Genomic DNA, 17,229 nt, shown 5'->3' on the forward strand with positions numbered 1-17,229 from the left:
ACGTGATTCTCGCTTTTGTGGTTGAATCCGGGCTATGTCATCCCTGCCTACGTCCCTGCCCGCAGCCGCCGCCAATGGCGCGCCGGAATCGGGCGCCCCCCAAAGCGGCGCCGGGACGCAGCCGTCCACGAACGCGCCGGGCGCTGCAGTCGCCCCCGCGACGGCCGCGCCGTCGCCGACTTTCAGCCCACTTTACCAGCAGATCAAGGCCCTGATCATGCAAAGCCTGCAGACGGGCGAGTGGAAGCCGGGCGAAATGATTCCGAGCGAGATGGATCTGGCTGCCCGCTACAAGGTGAGCCAGGGCACCGTGCGCAAGGCCATCGACGAACTGGCCGCCGAGAATCTGGTGGCGCGTCGTCAGGGCAAGGGCACGTTTGTGACTACCCATTATGAGGACGTGGTTAAATTCCGCTTCCTCCGCCTGGTACCCGACGAGGGTGAGCCCCATTACGGCTCCAGCCGCGTGCTCGAATGCAAGCGCTTGCGCGCGCCTGCCGAGATCGCCCGCCTGCTCGATATTCGCACTGGCGATAGCGTGGTGCAGATCCGCCGCGTGCTGACTTTCTCGAATGAAGCCACGGTGCTGGACGAGATCTGGCTGCTGGGCGCCAACTTCAAGGGCCTGACGGCCGAAAAGCTCAACGAGTGGAAGGGCCCGATGTACGCGCTCTTCGAGGGCGAGTTCGGCACGCGGATGATCCGCGCCACGGAGAAGATCCGTGCGGTGGTTGCCGATGATACGGCGGCGGAATTGCTGTCGGTGGCACCGGGCTCACCGCTGCTATCGGTGGAGCGTGTCTCATTCACATATGGTGACCGCCCGGTGGAAGTCCGCCGCGGTCTGTATGTCACGACGCGGCACTATTACCAAAACGACTTGAGTTAATGCGCGATGGCGATGGGAGAGCGGTCCAGGGCGTCGATTATTGTGGCGCGTGTATGGGACCAGCTTCAACCATTGTCGTGCGTGAATGGAATGGCCAGATTTTTCCCGCCTGAAACGGTACAAACACTGTCGCGTGCGATTGTCGGGCACGCCGTGTTGGTGCGCGATAGGCGAAAATTATTGGTGCGCCGCGCAACAAAGGCGCTAAAATCATCTGGATTTGCTCCCCTGCATTCATTTGCATCCAGTGTCACCCACACGCTTGATGCAATCCGGTGCAGCCACGGTACCCGCTGTGGCGCGCCAATGCAATTGGGAGCAATGGCAGTGTCGTACTTTTGCTGTTTTCTTTTCACCGCAAATGGGGTCTCGCATGGCTGAAGCCGTCAAACAAGCCAGGCCGGAGTTCCGGAACATCGGTATCGCGCAAATCTCGCGCTACCGGTTGCCCTGGGCCGGCAAGGTATCCATCCTGCATCGCGTAAGCGGCGCAATGATGTTCCTCCTCCTTCCTTTCGTTCTGTACCTGTTTGAGCAGAGCGTCACCTCCGAACTGAGCTTCGCCAAGTTCTCGGCCCTGCTGTCCAACGGCTTCATCAAAGTTGTGATCCTGGCCCTGATCTGGGGTTACCTGCATCACTTCTGTGCCGGCATCCGATTCCTGCTGCTCGATGTGCACGTTGGCGTAACCAAGCCCGCCTCGGCCAAGTCGGCTGTCACGGTGCTGGTGGTCAGCCTGCTGCTCACCCTGATCTTCGGTCTGAAGCTGTTCGGTCTGTTCTGAGGAGAATCAAGGTGGCAAACAATAATATCGGTCCCAAGCGTCTGGTTGTCGGTGCGCACTACGGTCTGAAAGACTGGCTCGCGCAACGCGTTACCGCGGTCATCATGGTGGTGTTCACCGTGGTGCTCGCCGCCGTGTATCTCGCCTTCGGCAACCCTTCGTACGAAGGCTGGTCGGGTCTCTTCGCCAATCAGTGGATGAAGATCCTGACGTTCCTGACCATCCTGTCCCTGCTGTTCCATGCGTGGATCGGCGTGCGCGATATCTGGATGGACTACGTGAAGCCGATGGCCGTGCGCCTCGTGCTGCAAGTTCTAACGATTCTGTGGCTCGTCGGTTGCGCGGGCTACGCTGCTCAGATTCTCTGGAGGGTGTAATAAATGGTCGCAGTCAAGACTGGATTGCCGCGTCGCAAATTTGACGTGGTCATCGTCGGGGCGGGCGGCGCCGGGATGCGCGCATCCCTCCAGCTCGCGGAAGCCGGCCTGAACGTGGCCGTGCTGTCGAAGGTTTTCCCGACGCGCTCGCACACCGTGGCGGCGCAGGGCGGTATCGGTGCTTCGCTTGGCAACATGAGCGAAGACAACTGGCACTATCACTTCTACGACACCATCAAGGGCTCGGACTGGCTGGGCGACCAGGACGCCATCGAGTTCATGTGCCGTGAAGCACCGAAGGTCGTGTACGAACTCGAACACTTCGGCATGCCGTTCGACCGTAACGCCGATGGCACGATTTACCAGCGTCCGTTCGGCGGCCACACCGCCAACTACGGCGAAAAGCCGGTGCAACGCGCTTGCGCGGCCGCTGACCGTACCGGTCACGCGCTGCTGCACACGCTGTACCAGCGCAACGTTCGCGCCAAGACCCACTTCTTCGTCGAATGGATGGCGCTGGACCTGATCCGCGACGAGGACGGCGACGTGCTGGGCGTGACCGCGCTGGAAATGGAAACCGGCGAAGTCTATATCCTCGAAGCCAAGACCACGCTGTTCGCGACCGGCGGTGCCGGCCGTATCTACGCGGCTTCCACCAACGCCTTCATCAACACCGGTGATGGCCTGGGCATGGCAGCACGTGCCGGCGTCCCGCTGGAAGACATGGAGTTCTGGCAGTTCCACCCGACCGGCGTGGCCGGCGCGGGCGTGCTGATCACGGAAGGCGTGCGCGGCGAGGGCGGTATCCTGCGTAACAAGGATGGCGAGCGCTTCATGGAGCGCTATGCCCCGACGCTGAAGGATCTGGCCCCGCGTGACTTCGTGTCGCGTTCGATGGACCAGGAAATCAAGGAAGGCCGCGGCTGCGGTCCGAACGGCGACTACGTGTTGCTCGACCTGACGCACGTCGGCGCCGAGACGATCATGAAGCGTCTGCCGTCGATCCGCGAAATCGGCATGAAGTTCGCCAACGTCGACGCGATCAAGGAACCGATCCCCGTGGTGCCGACCATCCACTACCAGATGGGTGGCATTCCGACGAACTTCCACGGTCAGGTCGTGGTGCCGAAGAACGGCAACCCGAACGAAGTGGTCAACGGCTTCTACGCCATCGGCGAATGCTCGTGCGTGTCGGTGCACGGCGCCAACCGCCTGGGCACGAACTCGCTGCTCGACCTGGTGGTGTTCGGCCGTGCGGCCGGTAACCACATCGTCGCCAACGCGATGAAGCAGAAGGAACACAAGCCGCTGCCGGCAGATGCCGCCGACCGCGCCATGGCCCGTCTGGCCAAGCTGCAGGGCACGACCTCGGGTGAATACACCCAGGACGTGGCCAACGATATCCGCCGCAACATGCAATCGCACGCCGGCGTGTTCCGTACGCAGAAGCTGATGGACGAAGGCGTCGAGCGCATCCTGGAAGTGGCCGAGCGCGCCAACAACATCCACCTGAAGGACAAGTCGAAGGTCTTTAACACCGCGCTGGTGGAAGCCCTGGAAGTGTCGAACCTGGTGGAAGTGGCCAAGGCAACGATGATCTCGGCCGCAGCCCGCAAGGAATCGCGTGGCGCCCACGCCCATAGCGACTTCCCGAATCGCGACGACGAGAACTGGCTCAAGCACACGCTGTTCTACAGCGAAGGCAACCGCCTCGACTACAAGCCGGTGAAGATGCAACCGCTGACGGCGGAATCAGTTCCGCCGAAGGCCCGTACGTTCTGATACCCGCGTCGTAGAGAAAACAGGACCCACAGAAATGAAGCGTATTTTCGAAGTCTACCGCTACGATCCGGACAAGGACGCCGCGCCCCGCATGCAGACCTACGAGGTGGAACTCGACGGTCACGAGCGCATGCTGCTGGATGCGCTGGTCAAGCTGAAGAAGCTCGATGAGACGATCTCGTTCCGTCGCTCGTGCCGTGAAGGCGTGTGCGGCTCGGACGCGATGAACATCAACGGCAAGAACGGCCTGGCCTGCCTGACGAACATGCGCGAACTGCCGGACCGCATCGTGCTGCGTCCGCTGCCCGGGCTGCCCGTGGTGCGCGACCTGATCGTCGACATGACGAACTTCTTCAAGCAGTACAACTCGATCAAGCCGTTCCTGATCAACGACGAGCCGCCGCCCGAGAAGGAGCGTCTGCAATCGCCGCAGGAACGTGACGAGCTGGATGGCCTGTACGAGTGCATCTTGTGCGCAAGCTGCTCGACGTCGTGCCCGTCGTTCTGGTGGAACCCGGACAAGTTCGTTGGCCCGGCCGGTCTGCTGCAGGCCTACCGCTTTATCGCGGACAGCCGTGACCAGGCCACCAGCGAGCGTCTGGACAACCTGAACGACCCGTACCGTCTGTTCCGTTGCCATAGCATCATGAACTGCGTCGATGTGTGCCCGAAGGGCCTCAACCCGACGAAGGCGATTGGCAAGATTAAGGAATTGATGGTTCGCCGCGCTGTTTAATCTGCCGGTATAAACTGCCTTGTGCGTACCGGGCGGAATCCGTACGAACACAGACAGTCTGTAGTTGAAGTAAGCGGCGCGTCAGCCCGATGCGGTATCAATCGGGTGGCGCGCCGATCGCAAGAAGGCTGACCATGAGTCTTTCCACCACTTTCTCCCATCAGGCCGATCCGCACAAACGTGCCCGTCTACGCTGGCGCGCCCGCCGCGGCCTTCTGGAGAACGACATCATCGTCGAACGTTTTTTCAACCGTTACGAGGAGAGCCTGTCCGACGAGGACGTGGCATCGCTGAGCGAGCTGTTCGAGCTTGGCGACAACGAGTTGATGGACCTGCTGCTTGCCCGCAAGGAGCTGGACGGTGAGCTCGACACGCCCCCGATGCAACGGCTTATAAGCCTGCTGCGTTCGGTCTGAGTTTGGTCAACACTATTATTCACAGTATTTGAAGGAACCGACATGACGCCGTCCGATGTGAAAGCCACGCTATCGTTTTCCGATGGTTCCCCCAGCGTTGAGCTGCCGATCTACAAGGGCACCGTTGGCCCGGATGTGATCGACATTCGCAAGCTGTACGGACAAACCGGCAAGTTCACCTATGACCCGGGGTTCATGTCGACCGCTTCGTGCAACTCCAAGATCACCTACATTGACGGTGACAAGGGCGAACTGCTGTACCGTGGCTACCCGATCGAGCAACTGGCACAGAAGTGCGATCACCTCGAGACCTGCTACCTGCTGCTGAAGGGCGAGCTGCCCAACGCCAAGCAGAAGGAAGAGTTCGTGAACTCGGTGATGAACCACACGATGGTCCACGAACAGCTCCAGTTCTTCCTGCGCGGCTTCCGCCGTGACGCGCACCCGATGGCCGTCCTGACGGGTCTGGTTGGCGCGATGAGCGCGTTCTACCACGACGCGATGGACATCGATGATCCGCATCAGCGCGAGATCTCGGCCATCCGCCTGATCGCCAAGATGCCGACGCTGGTTGCCATGGCGTACAAGTACACCATGGGTCAGCCGTACATCTACCCGCAGAACGACCTGTCCTACTCGGGCAACTTCATGCGCATGATGTTCGCCACGCCGTGCGCCCCGTACACCGTGAACCCGGTGCTCGAGCGCGCGCTGGACCGCATCTTCATCCTGCACGCCGACCACGAGCAAAACGCGTCGACCTCGACCGTGCGTCTGGCCGGCTCGTCGGGCACGAACCCGTTCGCAGCCATCGCCGCCGGCGTGGCTTGCCTGTGGGGTCCGGCTCACGGCGGCGCGAACGAAGCCGCGCTGAAGATGCTGGAAGAAATCGGCAGCGTCGACAACATTGGCGAGTTCATCAAGCAGGTCAAGGACAAGAACTCGGGCGTGCGCCTGATGGGCTTTGGCCACCGCGTGTACAAGAACTACGACCCGCGCGCCAAGCTGATGCGCGAGACCTGCTATGAAGTGCTGAACGAACTGGGCCTGCACAACGACCCGCTGTTCAAGCTGGCCATGGAGCTCGAGAAGATCGCGCTGGAAGACGAATACTTCGTCAGCCGCAAGCTGTACCCGAACGTGGACTTCTACTCGGGTATCGTGCAGCGCGCGCTGGGCATCCCGACCTCGCTGTTCACCTGCATCTTCGCCCTGGCACGCACGCCGGGCTGGATCTCGCAGTGGGAAGAGATGATCACCGATCCGGAATACAAGATCGGTCGTCCGCGCCAGCTGTTCAACGGCGCCGCCGCACGCGAAGTGCCGGATCTGGCAAAGCGCTGATCTGGTTGCTGTCACGCAAGCTGAAGAACGCCCCGGTCCGCCGGGGCGTTTTTTTTGCTTTGTGTTGCGCCGCACTGCCGAGAGCGGGGCAGCGCGGCGGCTAAGCCCGAGGCGGGCGCCGATCATTGACTCGCGCGAGTTCATGTCCTCGTAGGGGGTGCTGGCCCTGCGGTTGCCATAGGTGGCCCAATGCCACCGGCACGCCACAGATGCCGCTGTGCACAATTGTTGTGAAATCAGCTTTTGGCGGCGAATCCTGCCGTCGGCGGGTTGCAACGGTCTTCATTAGTTGTCGGGTTTTCCCCAAATTCGAAGAACTTCACTCTATCTGGTTGCAACTTTCCCTTTATAATGCGGGCTGCTTTACCGACCGGCAGCCGGGCCACCCTTCCGGCCAGCCGTGTTGGAAAGCGGGGCAGGCGAAGCGCTTGCGCAATAGAGAACGCATCAACGTTGTCTTTCCGAACTTTTGGCGACCGTCGTCTGGCGGGCGCCGACACATGCCGGGCCCCGCACAAGCATCAACTCTTCACCGCAGGCCCGACTTCCGCTCTGGGCCGTACCGTTCGCCACGTCAGGCGGCGCATTCCCGCGGGTGTTGTTCGATTGCGCCGGTCATGCCGACTCTGCCCGGATGACCAATACATAATCGAGGAGCTCCTGATGACGTTGTCCCGTCTCACGTCCACTGCCATGGCCGCCGTGCTTGCCACTGCCGGCCTCGCTGCCTTTACTTCGGCCAACGCCGAAACCATCAAGATCGCCATTGCCGGCCCGATGAGCGGCTCGGTCGCCCAGTACGGCGACATGGTCAAGGCTGGTGCCCTGACCGCCATCGAACAGATCAATGCCGCCGGCGGCGCCAACGGCAACAAGTTCGAAGCCGTCATGATGGACGACGCTTGCGAACCGAAGCAGGCTGTGGCCGTGGCCAACAAGATCGTGAGCCAGGGCATCCACTACGTGATTGGTCACGTGTGCTCGGGTTCGACGATCCCGGCATCGGATATCTACGAGAACGAAGGCATCGTGATGGTCACGCCGTCGGCTACCGCGCCGCAGCTGACCGAAACGAAGAAGCGCAACTTCATCTTCCGTACGATCGGCCGTGACGACCAGCAAGGTCCCGCAGCCGCCCAGTACATCATCAACAAGGTCAAGCCGAAGAAGGTTGCCGTGCTGCACGACAAGCAGTCGTACGGCCAGGGCATCGCCAGCTCGGTGAAGAAGGACCTGGAAGCAGCCAAGATTCCCGTGGCGGTCTTCGAGGGCATCAACGCCGGCGATTCCGACTACTCCGCTGTTATCACCAAGCTGAAGTCGCAAGGCGTGGACTTCGTCTATTTCGGTGGCTATCACCCGGAAATGGGCCTGCTGCTGCGCCAGGCGCGTGAGCAGGGCGTCAAGGCGACCTTCATGGGTCCCGAGGGCGTTGGCAACAAGGACGTGACGGCCATCGCCGGTCCGGCATCGGAAGGCATGCTGGTGACGCTGCCCGCCGACTTCTCGGCCGATCCGGCCAACGCGGCCCTGGTGAAGGCTTTCGCCGACAAGAAGCGCGACCCGAACGGTCCGTTCCAGATGCCTGCGTACGCTGCCGTGAAGATCATTGGCGATGCCATCACGGGCGCCAAGAGCACGGACCCGACGAAGGTTGCCGCTTACATGCACAAGAACGCGTTCAACACGCCGATCGGCAAGGTTGAATATGACGCGAAGGGCGACCTGAAGTCGTTCAAGTTCGTCGTCTACACGTGGCACAAGGACGCCACGAAGACCGCCGCCAACTAAATCCCGGCGCCATTCTGGCGAGACGCCCCGCTCCCGACCCGGCGAGCGGGGCGTTTTGGTATCGGTTCGATGTTGATGGATCGCCACATGACGGCGGTCACCCCCCCGCATCGGGCTTCCCGATCCACAAGGTCCCTCGCATGAACGAATTTCTTCCACAGTTCACTCAGCAGCTGGTCAACGGCCTGACGCTGGGTGCGATCTATGCGTTGATCGCCATCGGCTACACGATGGTCTACGGCATCATCGGCATGATCAACTTTGCCCACGGCGAGATCTACATGATCGGCGCGTACGTGGGTCTCGTGACGCTGACCGCCATTGGCGCGCAGGCGGGTTATCCGCTGCCGCTGGTGCTTGGCGCGGCACTGATCGTCTCCGTCGCCGTGACAGGCTGCTACGGCTATGCCGTCGAGCGCGTGGCGTATCGCCCCCTGCGTGGCGGGCCGCGCCTGGTGCCGTTGATCTCGGCGATCGGCATGTCTATCTTCCTGCAGAACTATGTCCAGATCGGGCAGGGCGCGCGCGACGTATCGGTGCCCATCCTGATTTCTGGCGCGATCGAATTCCAGATGGGCGGAGACTTCACGGTGACCGTGCCGTATTCGCGGCTGCTCATCGTGGGCGTGACGCTGGTGCTGATGATCGTGCTGACGCTGTTCATCGGCCACTCCCGTATGGGCCGCGCCTGCCGCGCCTGCGCGGAAGACATGCGCATGGCTAACCTGCTCGGCATCGACACGAACCGCGTGATCTCGTTCACGTTCGTGCTAGGCGCGATGCTGGCCGCCGTGGGCGGCGTGCTGATTGGTCTGACGATCGGCAAGCTCAATCCGTTCATCGGCTTCATCGCTGGCATCAAGGCCTTCACTGCGGCGGTGCTTGGCGGCATCGGCAGTATCCCGGGCGCCATGCTCGGCGGCGTGCTGCTGGGTCTGGCCGAAACCTTCGCTTCCGGCTACATGCCGGCCGAGTACAAGGACGTGGTGGCGTTCGGCCTGCTGGTCCTGGTGCTGCTCTTCCGTCCCACGGGCCTGCTTGGCAAGCCCGACGTGGAAAAGGTCTAAGGGGAGGACGACATGACTCAAGCGACTTCGATTTCGCGGGCGTCCGTCCCGCAAACGTCGGTCTCCGACACGCTGAAGAACGCGGTGACGGCCGCCGTGCTGACGGCCATCCTGACCGTGCCGCTGCTCGGGCTGCAACTGAAGCTCGATGGCTACAAGGTGGTGCTCGAGCCGCACTGGCGTCCGGTATGGATCGCCGTGGCCGTGGTCTTCATCTTCCAGTTGTTCAAGCCGATGCTGACGCGCGCGCGCGGCGCCGTGAAGCTGCCGGCGCTCCCCGCGATGGGCGCGCAGCGGCAGCGCAGGGCGGTGTGGCTGCTGCTGGCCGTGGGGCTGGTGTTTCCGTTCCTCGGCTCGCGCGGCGCGGTAGACGTGGCCACGCTGGCGCTGATCTACGTGATCCTGGGCCTGGGCCTGAACATCGTGGTGGGCTTTGCCGGTCTGCTCGACCTGGGCTATGTGGGCTTCTACGCCGTGGGTGGCTACACCTACGCGCTGCTGAACCAGTACTTCGGCCTGACGTTCTGGGAGTGCCTGCCGCTGGCTGCTGGTCTGGCCGCGACGTTCGGCTTCGTGCTCGGTTTCCCGGTGCTCCGGCTGCGTGGCGACTACCTGGCCATCGTGACGCTGGGCTTCGGCGAAATCATTCGCCTGCTGCTGAACAACCTGACCAGCCTGACCGGCGGTCCGGATGGCGTCTCGGGTATTCCGAAGCCGACCGTGTTTGGTATCGAACTGGCACGCAGCGCCAGCGTGGAAGGGGCGAAGACATTCAATGACCTGATCGGTATTCCCTATACCGGCCAGCACATGGTGATCTTCCTGTACCTGCTCGGGCTACTACTGGTGGGCTTCACGCTGTTCGTGACCAGTCGTCTGATCCGGATGCCGATGGGCCGTGCCTGGGAGGCACTGCGCGAGGACGAGATCGCGTGCCGCTCGCTGGGCCTGAATCCCACGCGCATCAAGCTGTCCGCGTTCACGCTGGGCGCATCGTTCGCCGGTCTGGCCGGCGCGTTCTTCGCGGCGCGCCAGGGGCTGGTCACTCCGGAATCCTTCACGTTCATCGAGTCCGCGCTGATCCTGGCCGTGGTCGTGCTCGGCGGCATGGGTTCGCAGCTTGGCGTGATCCTGGCTGCCATCCTGCTGACCGTGCTGCCCGAGGTGGCGCGTGACTTTGCCGAGTACCGGATGCTGATTTTCGGTCTGGTGATGGTGCTGATGATGATGTGGCGTCCGCAGGGCCTGCTGCCCGCAAGCCGTCCCCACGTGGAGTTGCCGCGATGAGCGCAGAAATGCTGAAAGTATCCGGCCTGCAGATGCGCTTCGGCGGTCTGCTGGCCGTCGACGGCATCGAGTTCGATGTGCGTCGTGACGAGGTCTTCGCCATCATCGGCCCGAACGGCGCGGGCAAGACCACCGTGTTCAACTGCGTGGGCGGTTTCTACAAGCCCACGGCCGGCGAGATCATGCTCGACGGCCACTCGATCGCGCGTCTGCCGAGCCATCAGGTCGCACGCCGCGGTCTGGTGCGCACATTCCAGAACATTCGCCTGTTCAAGCAGCTGACCGTGGTGGAGAACCTCATGGTCGCGCAGCACCTGCAGGTGAAGGCAGGTCTGTTGCACGGGTTGCTGGCCACGCCGGCCTATCGCCACGCCGAGCGCGCGGCGCTGGGCCGTGCGGCTGAATGGCTGGAGCGCATGGGCCTGACCAGCGTGGCCAACCGCGAGGCGGGTACGTTGTCGTATGGCCATCAGCGCCGGCTCGAGATCGCACGCTGCATGATCACGAAGCCCCGCTTGCTGATGCTCGACGAACCGGCCGCGGGCCTGAATCCGCAGGAGAAGATCGAGCTGCAGCAGCTGATCGACAAGCTGCGTCGCGAGTTCAACATCTCGGTGCTGCTGATCGAGCACGACATGAGCCTCGTGATGGGTGTGTCCGATCGCATCCTGGTGATGGAGCACGGCAAGCCGATCATGGTTGGCAAGCCCGAGGAAGTGCGCAACGACCCGCGCGTGATCAAGGCCTATCTGGGAGAGGACTGATGCTGAAGCTGGAAAACGTCCATACCCACTACGGCGCGGTCGAGGCGCTGTCGGGTGTGTCGATCGAGGTCAACAAGGGCGAGATCGTCACGCTGATCGGTAGCAACGGGGCCGGCAAGACCACGCTGATGATGACGGTGTGCGGCACGCCGCGCGCGTCCAGCGGCCGGGTGTCGTTCGAGGGCCAGGACATCACGCGGCGCAACACGCACGAGATCATGCGCATGGGCATGGCCATCTCGCCGGAAGGCCGCCGTGTCTTCCCGAGCCTGACCGTGCTGGAGAACCTCAAGATGGGGGCGTTTTTCGCCAGCCGTCATGAGATCGACGAGGGCATCGAGCACGTGTTCAAGCTGTTCCCGCGTCTGAATCAGCGCGCTAGCCAGCGCGCTGGCACGATGTCGGGTGGCGAACAGCAGATGCTGGCGATCGGCCGCGCGCTGATGAGCAAGCCGCGCCTGCTGTTGCTGGACGAGCCGACACTTGGCCTGGCCCCGCTGATCATCGCGCAGATCTTCGACATTATTCGAACGATTCGTGACGAGGGCGTCACCGTGTTCCTGGTCGAGCAGAACGCCAACAAGGCGCTGCAGGTGGCCGACCGGGGCTATGTGCTGGAAACCGGCAAGGTGGTGCTGGCCGATACCGGACAGAACCTGCTGGCCAACGACCGCATCCGCGCGGCGTATCTGGGCGGGTAAGGTGCCGATTTCTCCCCTCTCTCGTCCGCGTGAGAGGGGAGGCAGACTGGCCCACGTCAAAGGCCCCTTCGCCATCCGCGAAATCCCCCTTTCGCCAATGACCGCCGCCCGGGCGGTCTCTCCGACCCGCTGGCGGCCGGCCCACATGGCATAATCGATTGCGATGTCAAGCAATCCCCGGCCTCGCCGGAATCGCAGCAAAATACCTGCTTGCCCGCGAAGGCATCCGGAAAACAATTCCCCTGCAAACCAATGCGCGGACACGCGCCGCTGCTGTCCAGGATGGGCAGTACGGACGGTTCGCCACTCGCATCATGGCCAAGACGCTCTACGACAAACTCTGGGATGACCACACCGTCCACGTCGAGGAAGACGGCACCACGCTGCTCTACATCGATCGCCACCTGCTTCACGAAGTGACCAGCCCGCAGGCGTTCGAAGGACTAAAGCTGGCGGAGCGTCCGGTCTGGCGCATCAGCGCCAACCTGGCCGTGTCGGATCACAACGTGCCGACCACCGACCGCTCGCAAGGCATCGCCGACCCGATCTCGAAGCTCCAGGTGGACACGCTCGACCTGAACTGCGATGCCTATGGCATCACCCAGTTCAAGATGAACGATCACCGTCAGGGCATCGTTCACGTGATCGGGCCGGAGCAGGGCGCCACGCTGCCCGGCATGACCGTGGTCTGCGGTGACTCGCACACCAGCACGCACGGCGCGTTCGGTGCGCTGGCCCACGGCATCGGCACGTCGGAAGTGGAGCATGTGCTGGCCACCCAGACGCTGCTGGGCAAGAAGGCCAAGAACATGCTGATCAAGGTGGAAGGGAAGCTGCCCCGCGGCTGCACCGCCAAGGACATCGTGCTGGCCGTCATCGGCAAGATCGGCACGGCGGGCGGCACGGGCTACACGATGGAGTTCGCCGGCTCGGCCATTCGCGACCTGACGATGGAAGGCCGCATGACCGTCTGCAACATGGCAATCGAAGCCGGCGCGCGTGCCGGCCTGGTGGCCGTGGACGATGTCACGCTCGAATACGTCAAGAACCGTCCATTCGCGCCGCAAGGCGTGGAGTGGGAGCAGGCCGTGGCGTACTGGCGCACGCTGCATTCGGATGCCGGCGCCCACTTCGACAAGGTTGTGGAACTGCGTGCCGAAGAAGTCCGTCCGCAGGTGACCTGGGGCACGTCGCCCGAAATGGTCATCAGCATCGAGGACCGCGTTCCGGATCCGGAGAAGGAAAAGGACTCGAACAAGCGCAACGCGATGGAGCGCGCGCTCGAGTACATGGGCCTGCAGCCGAACGTGCCGATGGAGTCGATCAACATCGACAAGGTGTTCATCGGGTCCTGCACCAACAGCCGCATCGAAGATATGCGTGCCGCCGCATGGGTCGTTCAGAAGCTGGGCCGCAAGGTCGCGTCGAACGTGAAGCTGGCGATGGTGGTGCCGGGTTCCGGTCTGGTGAAGGAACAGGCCGAGCGCGAAGGCCTGGACAAGATCTTCAAGGCTGCCGGCTTCGAATGGCGCGAGCCGGGGTGCTCGATGTGCCTGGCGATGAACGCTGACCGCCTGGATCCGGGCGAGCGCTGCGCGTCGACGTCGAATCGCAACTTCGAAGGCCGTCAGGGCGCCGGTGGCCGCACGCACCTGGTGAGCCCGGCGATGGCTGCCGCGGCCGCGATCGAGGGGCACTTCGTCGATGTTCGCAAGCTCGGTTGAGCCTGCGCCGATCGGCATTGAGACATATGAAAAAGTTCGTGATCACGCTGCTGGCATGTCTGGGCATGCTGCAAATCGCCGGCTGCAACACCATGGCCGGCCTAGGCAAGGACACGCAGGCCGCGGGCCGTTCGCTCGAGAGCGCGGCGACGAAGAAGTAAGGACATCACATGGAAAAGTTCACCGTACATAGCGGCCTTGTGGCGCCGCTCGATCGTGAAAACGTCGATACCGACGCGATCATTCCGAAGCAGTTCCTGAAGTCGATCAAGCGCACGGGCTTTGGCCCGAACCTGTTCGACGAGTGGCGCTACAAGGACGTCGGCGAGCCGGGCCAGGACAACAGCAAGCGTCCGCTGAACCCGGACTTCGTGCTGAATCAGCCGCGTTACCAAGGGGCTTCGATCCTGCTGGCGCGCAACAACTTCGGTTGCGGTAGCTCGCGCGAGCACGCACCGTGGGCACTCACGCAATACGGCTTCCGTGCCGTCATCGCGCCGAGCTTCGCCGACATCTTCTTCAACAACTGCTACAAGAACGGCCTGTTGCCGGTGGTGCTGACGGACCTTCAGGTCGACCACCTGTTCAACGAGACCAACGCGTTCCCGGGCTACAAGCTGACGATCGATCTGGATCGCCAGGTAGTGGTCACGCCGGGCGGCGACAACTACTCGTTCGATATCGCCCCGTTCCGCAAGTACTGCATGGTGAACGGCTTCGACGATATTGGCCTGACGCTGCGTCACAAGGACAAGATCAAGGCATACGAGGCCGAGCGCCTCACGAAGATGCCGTGGCTGGGCAACCGCGTGGTTGGCTGAGGCAAGACAAACTACAGGATCAGAAAGATGAAGATTGCAGTTCTGCCGGGCGATGGCATCGGCCCCGAGATCGTTGCTGAAGCTGTCAAGGTGCTCAACGCACTGGACGAGAAATTCGAGATGGAAACGGCGCCCGTCGGCGGCGCTGGCTACGAGGCCGAAGGCCATCCGCTGCCGGACAACACGCTGAAGCTGGCCAAGGAAGCCGACGCTATCCTGTTCGGCGCCGTGGGCGACTGGAAGTACGACAGCCTGGAGCGTCCGCTGCGTCCCGAGCAGGCCATTCTCGGCCTGCGCAAGCATCTGCAGCTGTTCGCCAACTTCCGTCCGGCCATTTGCTACCCGGAACTGACCGGCGCATCGAGTCTGAAGCCCGAACTGGTGGCTGGCCTGGATATCCTGATCGTGCGCGAGCTGAACGGCGACATCTACTTCGGCCAGCCGCGCGGCGTGCGCGAGGCGCCGGACGGCCTGTTCAAGGGTGCCCGCGAAGGCTTCGACACGATGCGCTACAGCGAGCCGGAAGTCCGCCGCATCGCGCATGTGGCGTTCCAGGCCGCTGCAAAGCGTGGCAAGAAGCTGTGCAGCGTCGATAAGGCCAACGTGCTCGAGACTTTCCAGTTCTGGAAAGACATCGTGATCGACGTCAGCAAGGAGTACCCGGACGTCGAGCTGTCGCACATGTACGTGGACAACGCCGCGATGCAGCTGGTCAAGGCGCCGAAGAGCTTCGACGTGATCGTCACTGGCAACATGTTCGGTGACATCCTGTCCGACGAGGCCGCGATGCTGACCGGTTCGATCGGCATGCTGCCGTCGGCGTCGCTCGATGCCAACAACAAGGGTCTGTACGAGCCATCGCACGGCTCGGCGCCTGATATCGCCGGCAAGGGCGTGGCGAATCCGCTGGCCACGATCCTCTCCGCCGCGATGATGCTGCGCTACTCGCTGAACCGCGCCGAACAGGCTGACCGCATCGAGAACGCCGTCAAGAAGGTGCTGGCCCAGGGCTATCGCACGGCTGACATCGTCACGCCGGGCTGCAAGCAGGTTGGCACGCGCGAGATGGGCGAGGCGGTGCTGGCGGCACTGTAAGGCCAGGCGCCGAGTGGTTTGCTCCCCCTTTCCCGCAAGGCGGGAGCGGGGCAGCGGGGGGCGGCCGGGCGGTGCAAGATGCGAATTCGCAATTTGTTGCCGATTACCGTCTTCCCCGACCCCTCTCCCACGTGTGGGAGAGGGGAGAAAGCCCTCCAGAAGCTACAAAACACCCATTATTTCCCCTGCGGCGCTGCCGCAAATTCGTGTAGACTGTCCCGCTATGGCCCGATTTCACCAGTCCCTTCTGACTGCATTCGCTGCTCGTACCGCCAAGCGCGGCTCGATTGGCGTGGATTCGCTCGGCCTGACCACCACGACGATTAAAACTATTACCAAAACGATCCCCTAGATCGTTCGTCGTGCCTGCCCGTCTTCCCCGCGCAGCCACGCCGGGCGAGGAAAATGGCGGGGAAGTTCACATCACATCCGAGGTAAGTCATGATTGTAGGTCTCGTCGGTTGGCGAGGAATGGTCGGCAGCGTCCTGATGCAGCGCATGCAGGAAGAAGGTGATTTCGACCACTTCGAACCCATTTTCTTCAGCACGTCCAACGCGGGTGGCAAGGCTCCGGCCATGGCCAAGAATGAAACCACGCTGAAGGACGCGAATGACATCGAAGCGCTGAAGAAGTGCGACGTGGTGCTCACCGCCCAGGGCGGCGACTACACCAACGACGTCTTCCCGCGACTGCGCGCAGCCGGCTGGAATGGCTACTGGATCGACGCCGCATCGTCGCTTCGCATGAAGGACGACGCGATCATCGTGCTCGATCCGGTGAACATGGGTGTGATCAAGGACGCGCTGAAGAAGGGCGTCAAGAATTTCATCGGTGGCAATTGCACCGTGAGTTGCATGCTGATGGGTCTGGGTGGCCTGTTCGAGCATGACTTGGTCGAGTGGATGACCTCGATGACGTACCAGGCCGCTTCGGGCGGTGGCGCCCAGCATATGCGCGAGCTGCTGACACAGTTCGGCACGCTGAACGCCGCGGTCAAGCCGCTGCTGGACAACCCGGCCTCGGCCATCCTGGAGATCGACCGTCAGATCCTGTCGACCCAGCACGGCCTGTCTGCCGACGAAACCAAGCAGTTCGGCGTGCCGCTGGCCGGGAACCTGATCCCCTGGATCGACAAGGACCTCGGTAACGGCGTGTCGCGCGAGGAATGGAAGGGCGGCGCCGAGACCAACAAGATTCTGGGTCGTGGCGAAGGCTTCCTGGGCGCCACCGGCGCCAGCCCGATCGCCGTGGATGGCCTGTGCGTGCGGATCGGCGCGATGCGCTGCCACTCGCAGGCGCTGACGATCAAGCTCCGCAAGGACGTGCCGCTGGACGAGATCGAAGGCATGCTGGCCGCCAACAACCAGTGGGCCAAGGTGGTGCCGAATACGCGTGAGGCCAGCATGAAGGACCTGACGCCGGCCGCCGTGACCGGCACGCTGACGATTCCGGTCGGTCGCCTGCGCAAGATGCAGATGGGCGGCGAATACCTCTCGGCGTTCACCGTTGGCGACCAGTTGCTCTGGGGCGCCGCCGAGCCGCTGCGTCGTATGCTGCGCATTCTGATCGAGGGTTGATTCCCGAAATTGCCTCGCCGCATCGTTGCAGCGAGGCAACAGAATCTGCTGCTTTGCCTGCAACGCCGCGCCA

18 protein-coding genes are annotated in these 17,229 nt (G+C 62.7%); 17 read left to right on the top strand and 1 reads right to left on the bottom strand.

The window, feature by feature from the left end; translation table 11 throughout:
- Window positions 1-34: 34 nt before the first annotated feature.
- A complete protein-coding gene (locus tag RN01_RS16225) occupies window positions 35-889 on the top strand; it encodes a GntR family transcriptional regulator (RefSeq protein WP_008649351.1) in 855 nt (284 codons plus the stop codon).
- Window positions 890-954: 65 nt separating this feature from the next.
- Here RN01_RS16225 and RN01_RS33940 read toward each other — a convergent pair whose 3' ends face one another.
- A complete protein-coding gene (locus RN01_RS33940; RefSeq protein ID WP_128646535.1) occupies window positions 955-1,245 on the bottom strand; it encodes a hypothetical protein in 291 nt (96 codons plus the stop codon).
- 17 nt (window positions 1,246-1,262) lie between these two features.
- Here RN01_RS33940 and sdhC point away from each other — a divergent pair, with 17 nt between their 5' ends.
- The 16 genes from sdhC (at window position 1,263) to asd (ending at window position 17,156) form a co-directional block, all read left to right on the top strand.
- Complete coding sequence (gene sdhC, locus RN01_RS16230; RefSeq protein WP_008649352.1) at window positions 1,263-1,673, top strand: succinate dehydrogenase, cytochrome b556 subunit; 411 nt, start codon at window positions 1,263-1,265, stop codon at window positions 1,671-1,673.
- Window positions 1,674-1,684: 11 nt separating this feature from the next.
- The gene (gene sdhD / locus RN01_RS16235; protein ID WP_008649354.1) at window positions 1,685-2,050 is read left to right on the top strand and encodes a succinate dehydrogenase, hydrophobic membrane anchor protein; all 366 of its coding nucleotides are present in this window, start codon (window positions 1,685-1,687) and stop codon (window positions 2,048-2,050) included.
- Window positions 2,051-2,053: 3 nt separating this feature from the next.
- Window positions 2,054-3,832 (top strand): succinate dehydrogenase flavoprotein subunit, encoded by a 1,779-nt coding sequence (gene sdhA / locus RN01_RS16240; RefSeq protein ID WP_017511408.1) that lies wholly within the window; start codon window positions 2,054-2,056, stop codon window positions 3,830-3,832.
- Window positions 3,833-3,866: 34 nt separating this feature from the next.
- Window positions 3,867-4,568 (top strand): succinate dehydrogenase iron-sulfur subunit, encoded by a 702-nt coding sequence (locus tag RN01_RS16245; protein ID WP_008649360.1) that lies wholly within the window; start codon window positions 3,867-3,869, stop codon window positions 4,566-4,568.
- 134 nt (window positions 4,569-4,702) lie between these two features.
- Complete coding sequence (locus tag RN01_RS16250; RefSeq protein ID WP_017511407.1) at window positions 4,703-4,984, top strand: succinate dehydrogenase assembly factor 2; 282 nt, start codon at window positions 4,703-4,705, stop codon at window positions 4,982-4,984.
- Window positions 4,985-5,026: 42 nt separating this feature from the next.
- Window positions 5,027-6,328 carry a citrate synthase gene (gltA, locus tag RN01_RS16255; protein WP_008649364.1) on the top strand — a complete coding sequence of 434 codons (1,302 nt, stop codon included), beginning with the start codon at window positions 5,027-5,029 and terminating at the stop codon, window positions 6,326-6,328.
- A 663-nt stretch (window positions 6,329-6,991) separates the two neighbouring features.
- On the top strand, window positions 6,992-8,119 hold the full coding sequence (locus tag RN01_RS16260) for a branched-chain amino acid ABC transporter substrate-binding protein (RefSeq protein WP_008649366.1): 1,128 nt from the start codon (window positions 6,992-6,994) through the stop codon (window positions 8,117-8,119).
- Between the two features lie 140 nt (window positions 8,120-8,259).
- A complete protein-coding gene (gene livH / locus RN01_RS16265; protein ID WP_011517066.1) occupies window positions 8,260-9,186 on the top strand; it encodes a high-affinity branched-chain amino acid ABC transporter permease LivH in 927 nt (308 codons plus the stop codon).
- A gap of 12 nt (window positions 9,187-9,198) precedes the next feature.
- Window positions 9,199-10,473, top strand: a complete 1,275-nt coding sequence (locus tag RN01_RS16270; protein WP_011517065.1) for a high-affinity branched-chain amino acid ABC transporter permease LivM — start codon at window positions 9,199-9,201, stop codon at window positions 10,471-10,473.
- Window positions 10,470-11,237 carry a high-affinity branched-chain amino acid ABC transporter ATP-binding protein LivG gene (livG, locus tag RN01_RS16275; RefSeq protein ID WP_008649372.1) on the top strand — a complete coding sequence of 256 codons (768 nt, stop codon included), beginning with the start codon at window positions 10,470-10,472 and terminating at the stop codon, window positions 11,235-11,237. The genes RN01_RS16270 and livG overlap by 4 nt, the downstream gene beginning before the upstream one ends.
- Window positions 11,237-11,938: an ABC transporter ATP-binding protein gene (locus RN01_RS16280; protein WP_008649374.1), complete on the top strand. Its 702-nt coding sequence runs from the start codon at window positions 11,237-11,239 to the stop codon at window positions 11,936-11,938. Before livG ends, RN01_RS16280 begins: the two co-directional genes overlap by 1 nt.
- A 314-nt stretch (window positions 11,939-12,252) precedes the next feature.
- Window positions 12,253-13,662, top strand: coding sequence for a 3-isopropylmalate dehydratase large subunit (gene leuC / locus RN01_RS16285; RefSeq protein ID WP_017513165.1), 1,410 nt, complete (start codon window positions 12,253-12,255; stop codon window positions 13,660-13,662).
- Window positions 13,663-13,688: 26 nt separating this feature from the next.
- Entirely contained in the window at window positions 13,689-13,823 is a 135-nt protein-coding gene (locus tag RN01_RS16290; RefSeq protein ID WP_008649378.1) for an entericidin A/B family lipoprotein, read from the top strand.
- 9 nt (window positions 13,824-13,832) lie between these two features.
- Window positions 13,833-14,483, top strand: coding sequence for a 3-isopropylmalate dehydratase small subunit (leuD, locus tag RN01_RS16295; protein WP_017513164.1), 651 nt, complete (start codon window positions 13,833-13,835; stop codon window positions 14,481-14,483).
- A 27-nt stretch (window positions 14,484-14,510) separates the two neighbouring features.
- The gene (gene leuB / locus RN01_RS16300; protein WP_017513163.1) at window positions 14,511-15,578 is read left to right on the top strand and encodes a 3-isopropylmalate dehydrogenase; all 1,068 of its coding nucleotides are present in this window, start codon (window positions 14,511-14,513) and stop codon (window positions 15,576-15,578) included.
- Window positions 15,579-16,019: 441 nt separating this feature from the next.
- Window positions 16,020-17,156 (top strand): aspartate-semialdehyde dehydrogenase, encoded by a 1,137-nt coding sequence (asd, locus tag RN01_RS16305; RefSeq protein ID WP_008649390.1) that lies wholly within the window; start codon window positions 16,020-16,022, stop codon window positions 17,154-17,156.
- Window positions 17,157-17,229 lie beyond the last annotated feature (73 nt).

This window comes from Cupriavidus sp. SHE (genome assembly GCF_000812445.1).
Lineage (GTDB): Bacteria > Pseudomonadota > Gammaproteobacteria > Burkholderiales > Burkholderiaceae > Cupriavidus > Cupriavidus metallidurans.

What these genes read in the sequence shown, in the direction of transcription:
- leuB (WP_017513163.1), top strand. Translation starts at nt 14,511, where the DNA reads ATGAAGATTGCAGTTCTGCCGGGCGATGGCATCGGCCCCGAGATCGTT.
- sdhA (WP_017511408.1), top strand. Translation starts at nt 2,054, where the DNA reads ATGGTCGCAGTCAAGACTGGATTGCCGCGTCGCAAATTTGACGTGGTC.
- RN01_RS16225 (WP_008649351.1), top strand. Translation starts at nt 35, where the DNA reads ATGTCATCCCTGCCTACGTCCCTGCCCGCAGCCGCCGCCAATGGCGCG.
- gltA (WP_008649364.1), top strand. Translation starts at nt 5,027, where the DNA reads ATGACGCCGTCCGATGTGAAAGCCACGCTATCGTTTTCCGATGGTTCC.
- leuC (WP_017513165.1), top strand. Translation starts at nt 12,253, where the DNA reads ATGGCCAAGACGCTCTACGACAAACTCTGGGATGACCACACCGTCCAC.
- RN01_RS16280 (WP_008649374.1), top strand. Translation starts at nt 11,237, where the DNA reads ATGCTGAAGCTGGAAAACGTCCATACCCACTACGGCGCGGTCGAGGCG.
- RN01_RS16250 (WP_017511407.1), top strand. Translation starts at nt 4,703, where the DNA reads ATGAGTCTTTCCACCACTTTCTCCCATCAGGCCGATCCGCACAAACGT.
- livG (WP_008649372.1), top strand. Translation starts at nt 10,470, where the DNA reads ATGAGCGCAGAAATGCTGAAAGTATCCGGCCTGCAGATGCGCTTCGGC.
- RN01_RS16290 (WP_008649378.1), top strand. Translation starts at nt 13,689, where the DNA reads ATGAAAAAGTTCGTGATCACGCTGCTGGCATGTCTGGGCATGCTGCAA.
- RN01_RS16270 (WP_011517065.1), top strand. Translation starts at nt 9,199, where the DNA reads ATGACTCAAGCGACTTCGATTTCGCGGGCGTCCGTCCCGCAAACGTCG.
- leuD (WP_017513164.1), top strand. Translation starts at nt 13,833, where the DNA reads ATGGAAAAGTTCACCGTACATAGCGGCCTTGTGGCGCCGCTCGATCGT.
- sdhC (WP_008649352.1), top strand. Translation starts at nt 1,263, where the DNA reads ATGGCTGAAGCCGTCAAACAAGCCAGGCCGGAGTTCCGGAACATCGGT.
- RN01_RS16245 (WP_008649360.1), top strand. Translation starts at nt 3,867, where the DNA reads ATGAAGCGTATTTTCGAAGTCTACCGCTACGATCCGGACAAGGACGCC.
- RN01_RS16260 (WP_008649366.1), top strand. Translation starts at nt 6,992, where the DNA reads ATGACGTTGTCCCGTCTCACGTCCACTGCCATGGCCGCCGTGCTTGCC.
- livH (WP_011517066.1), top strand. Translation starts at nt 8,260, where the DNA reads ATGAACGAATTTCTTCCACAGTTCACTCAGCAGCTGGTCAACGGCCTG.
- asd (WP_008649390.1), top strand. Translation starts at nt 16,020, where the DNA reads ATGATTGTAGGTCTCGTCGGTTGGCGAGGAATGGTCGGCAGCGTCCTG.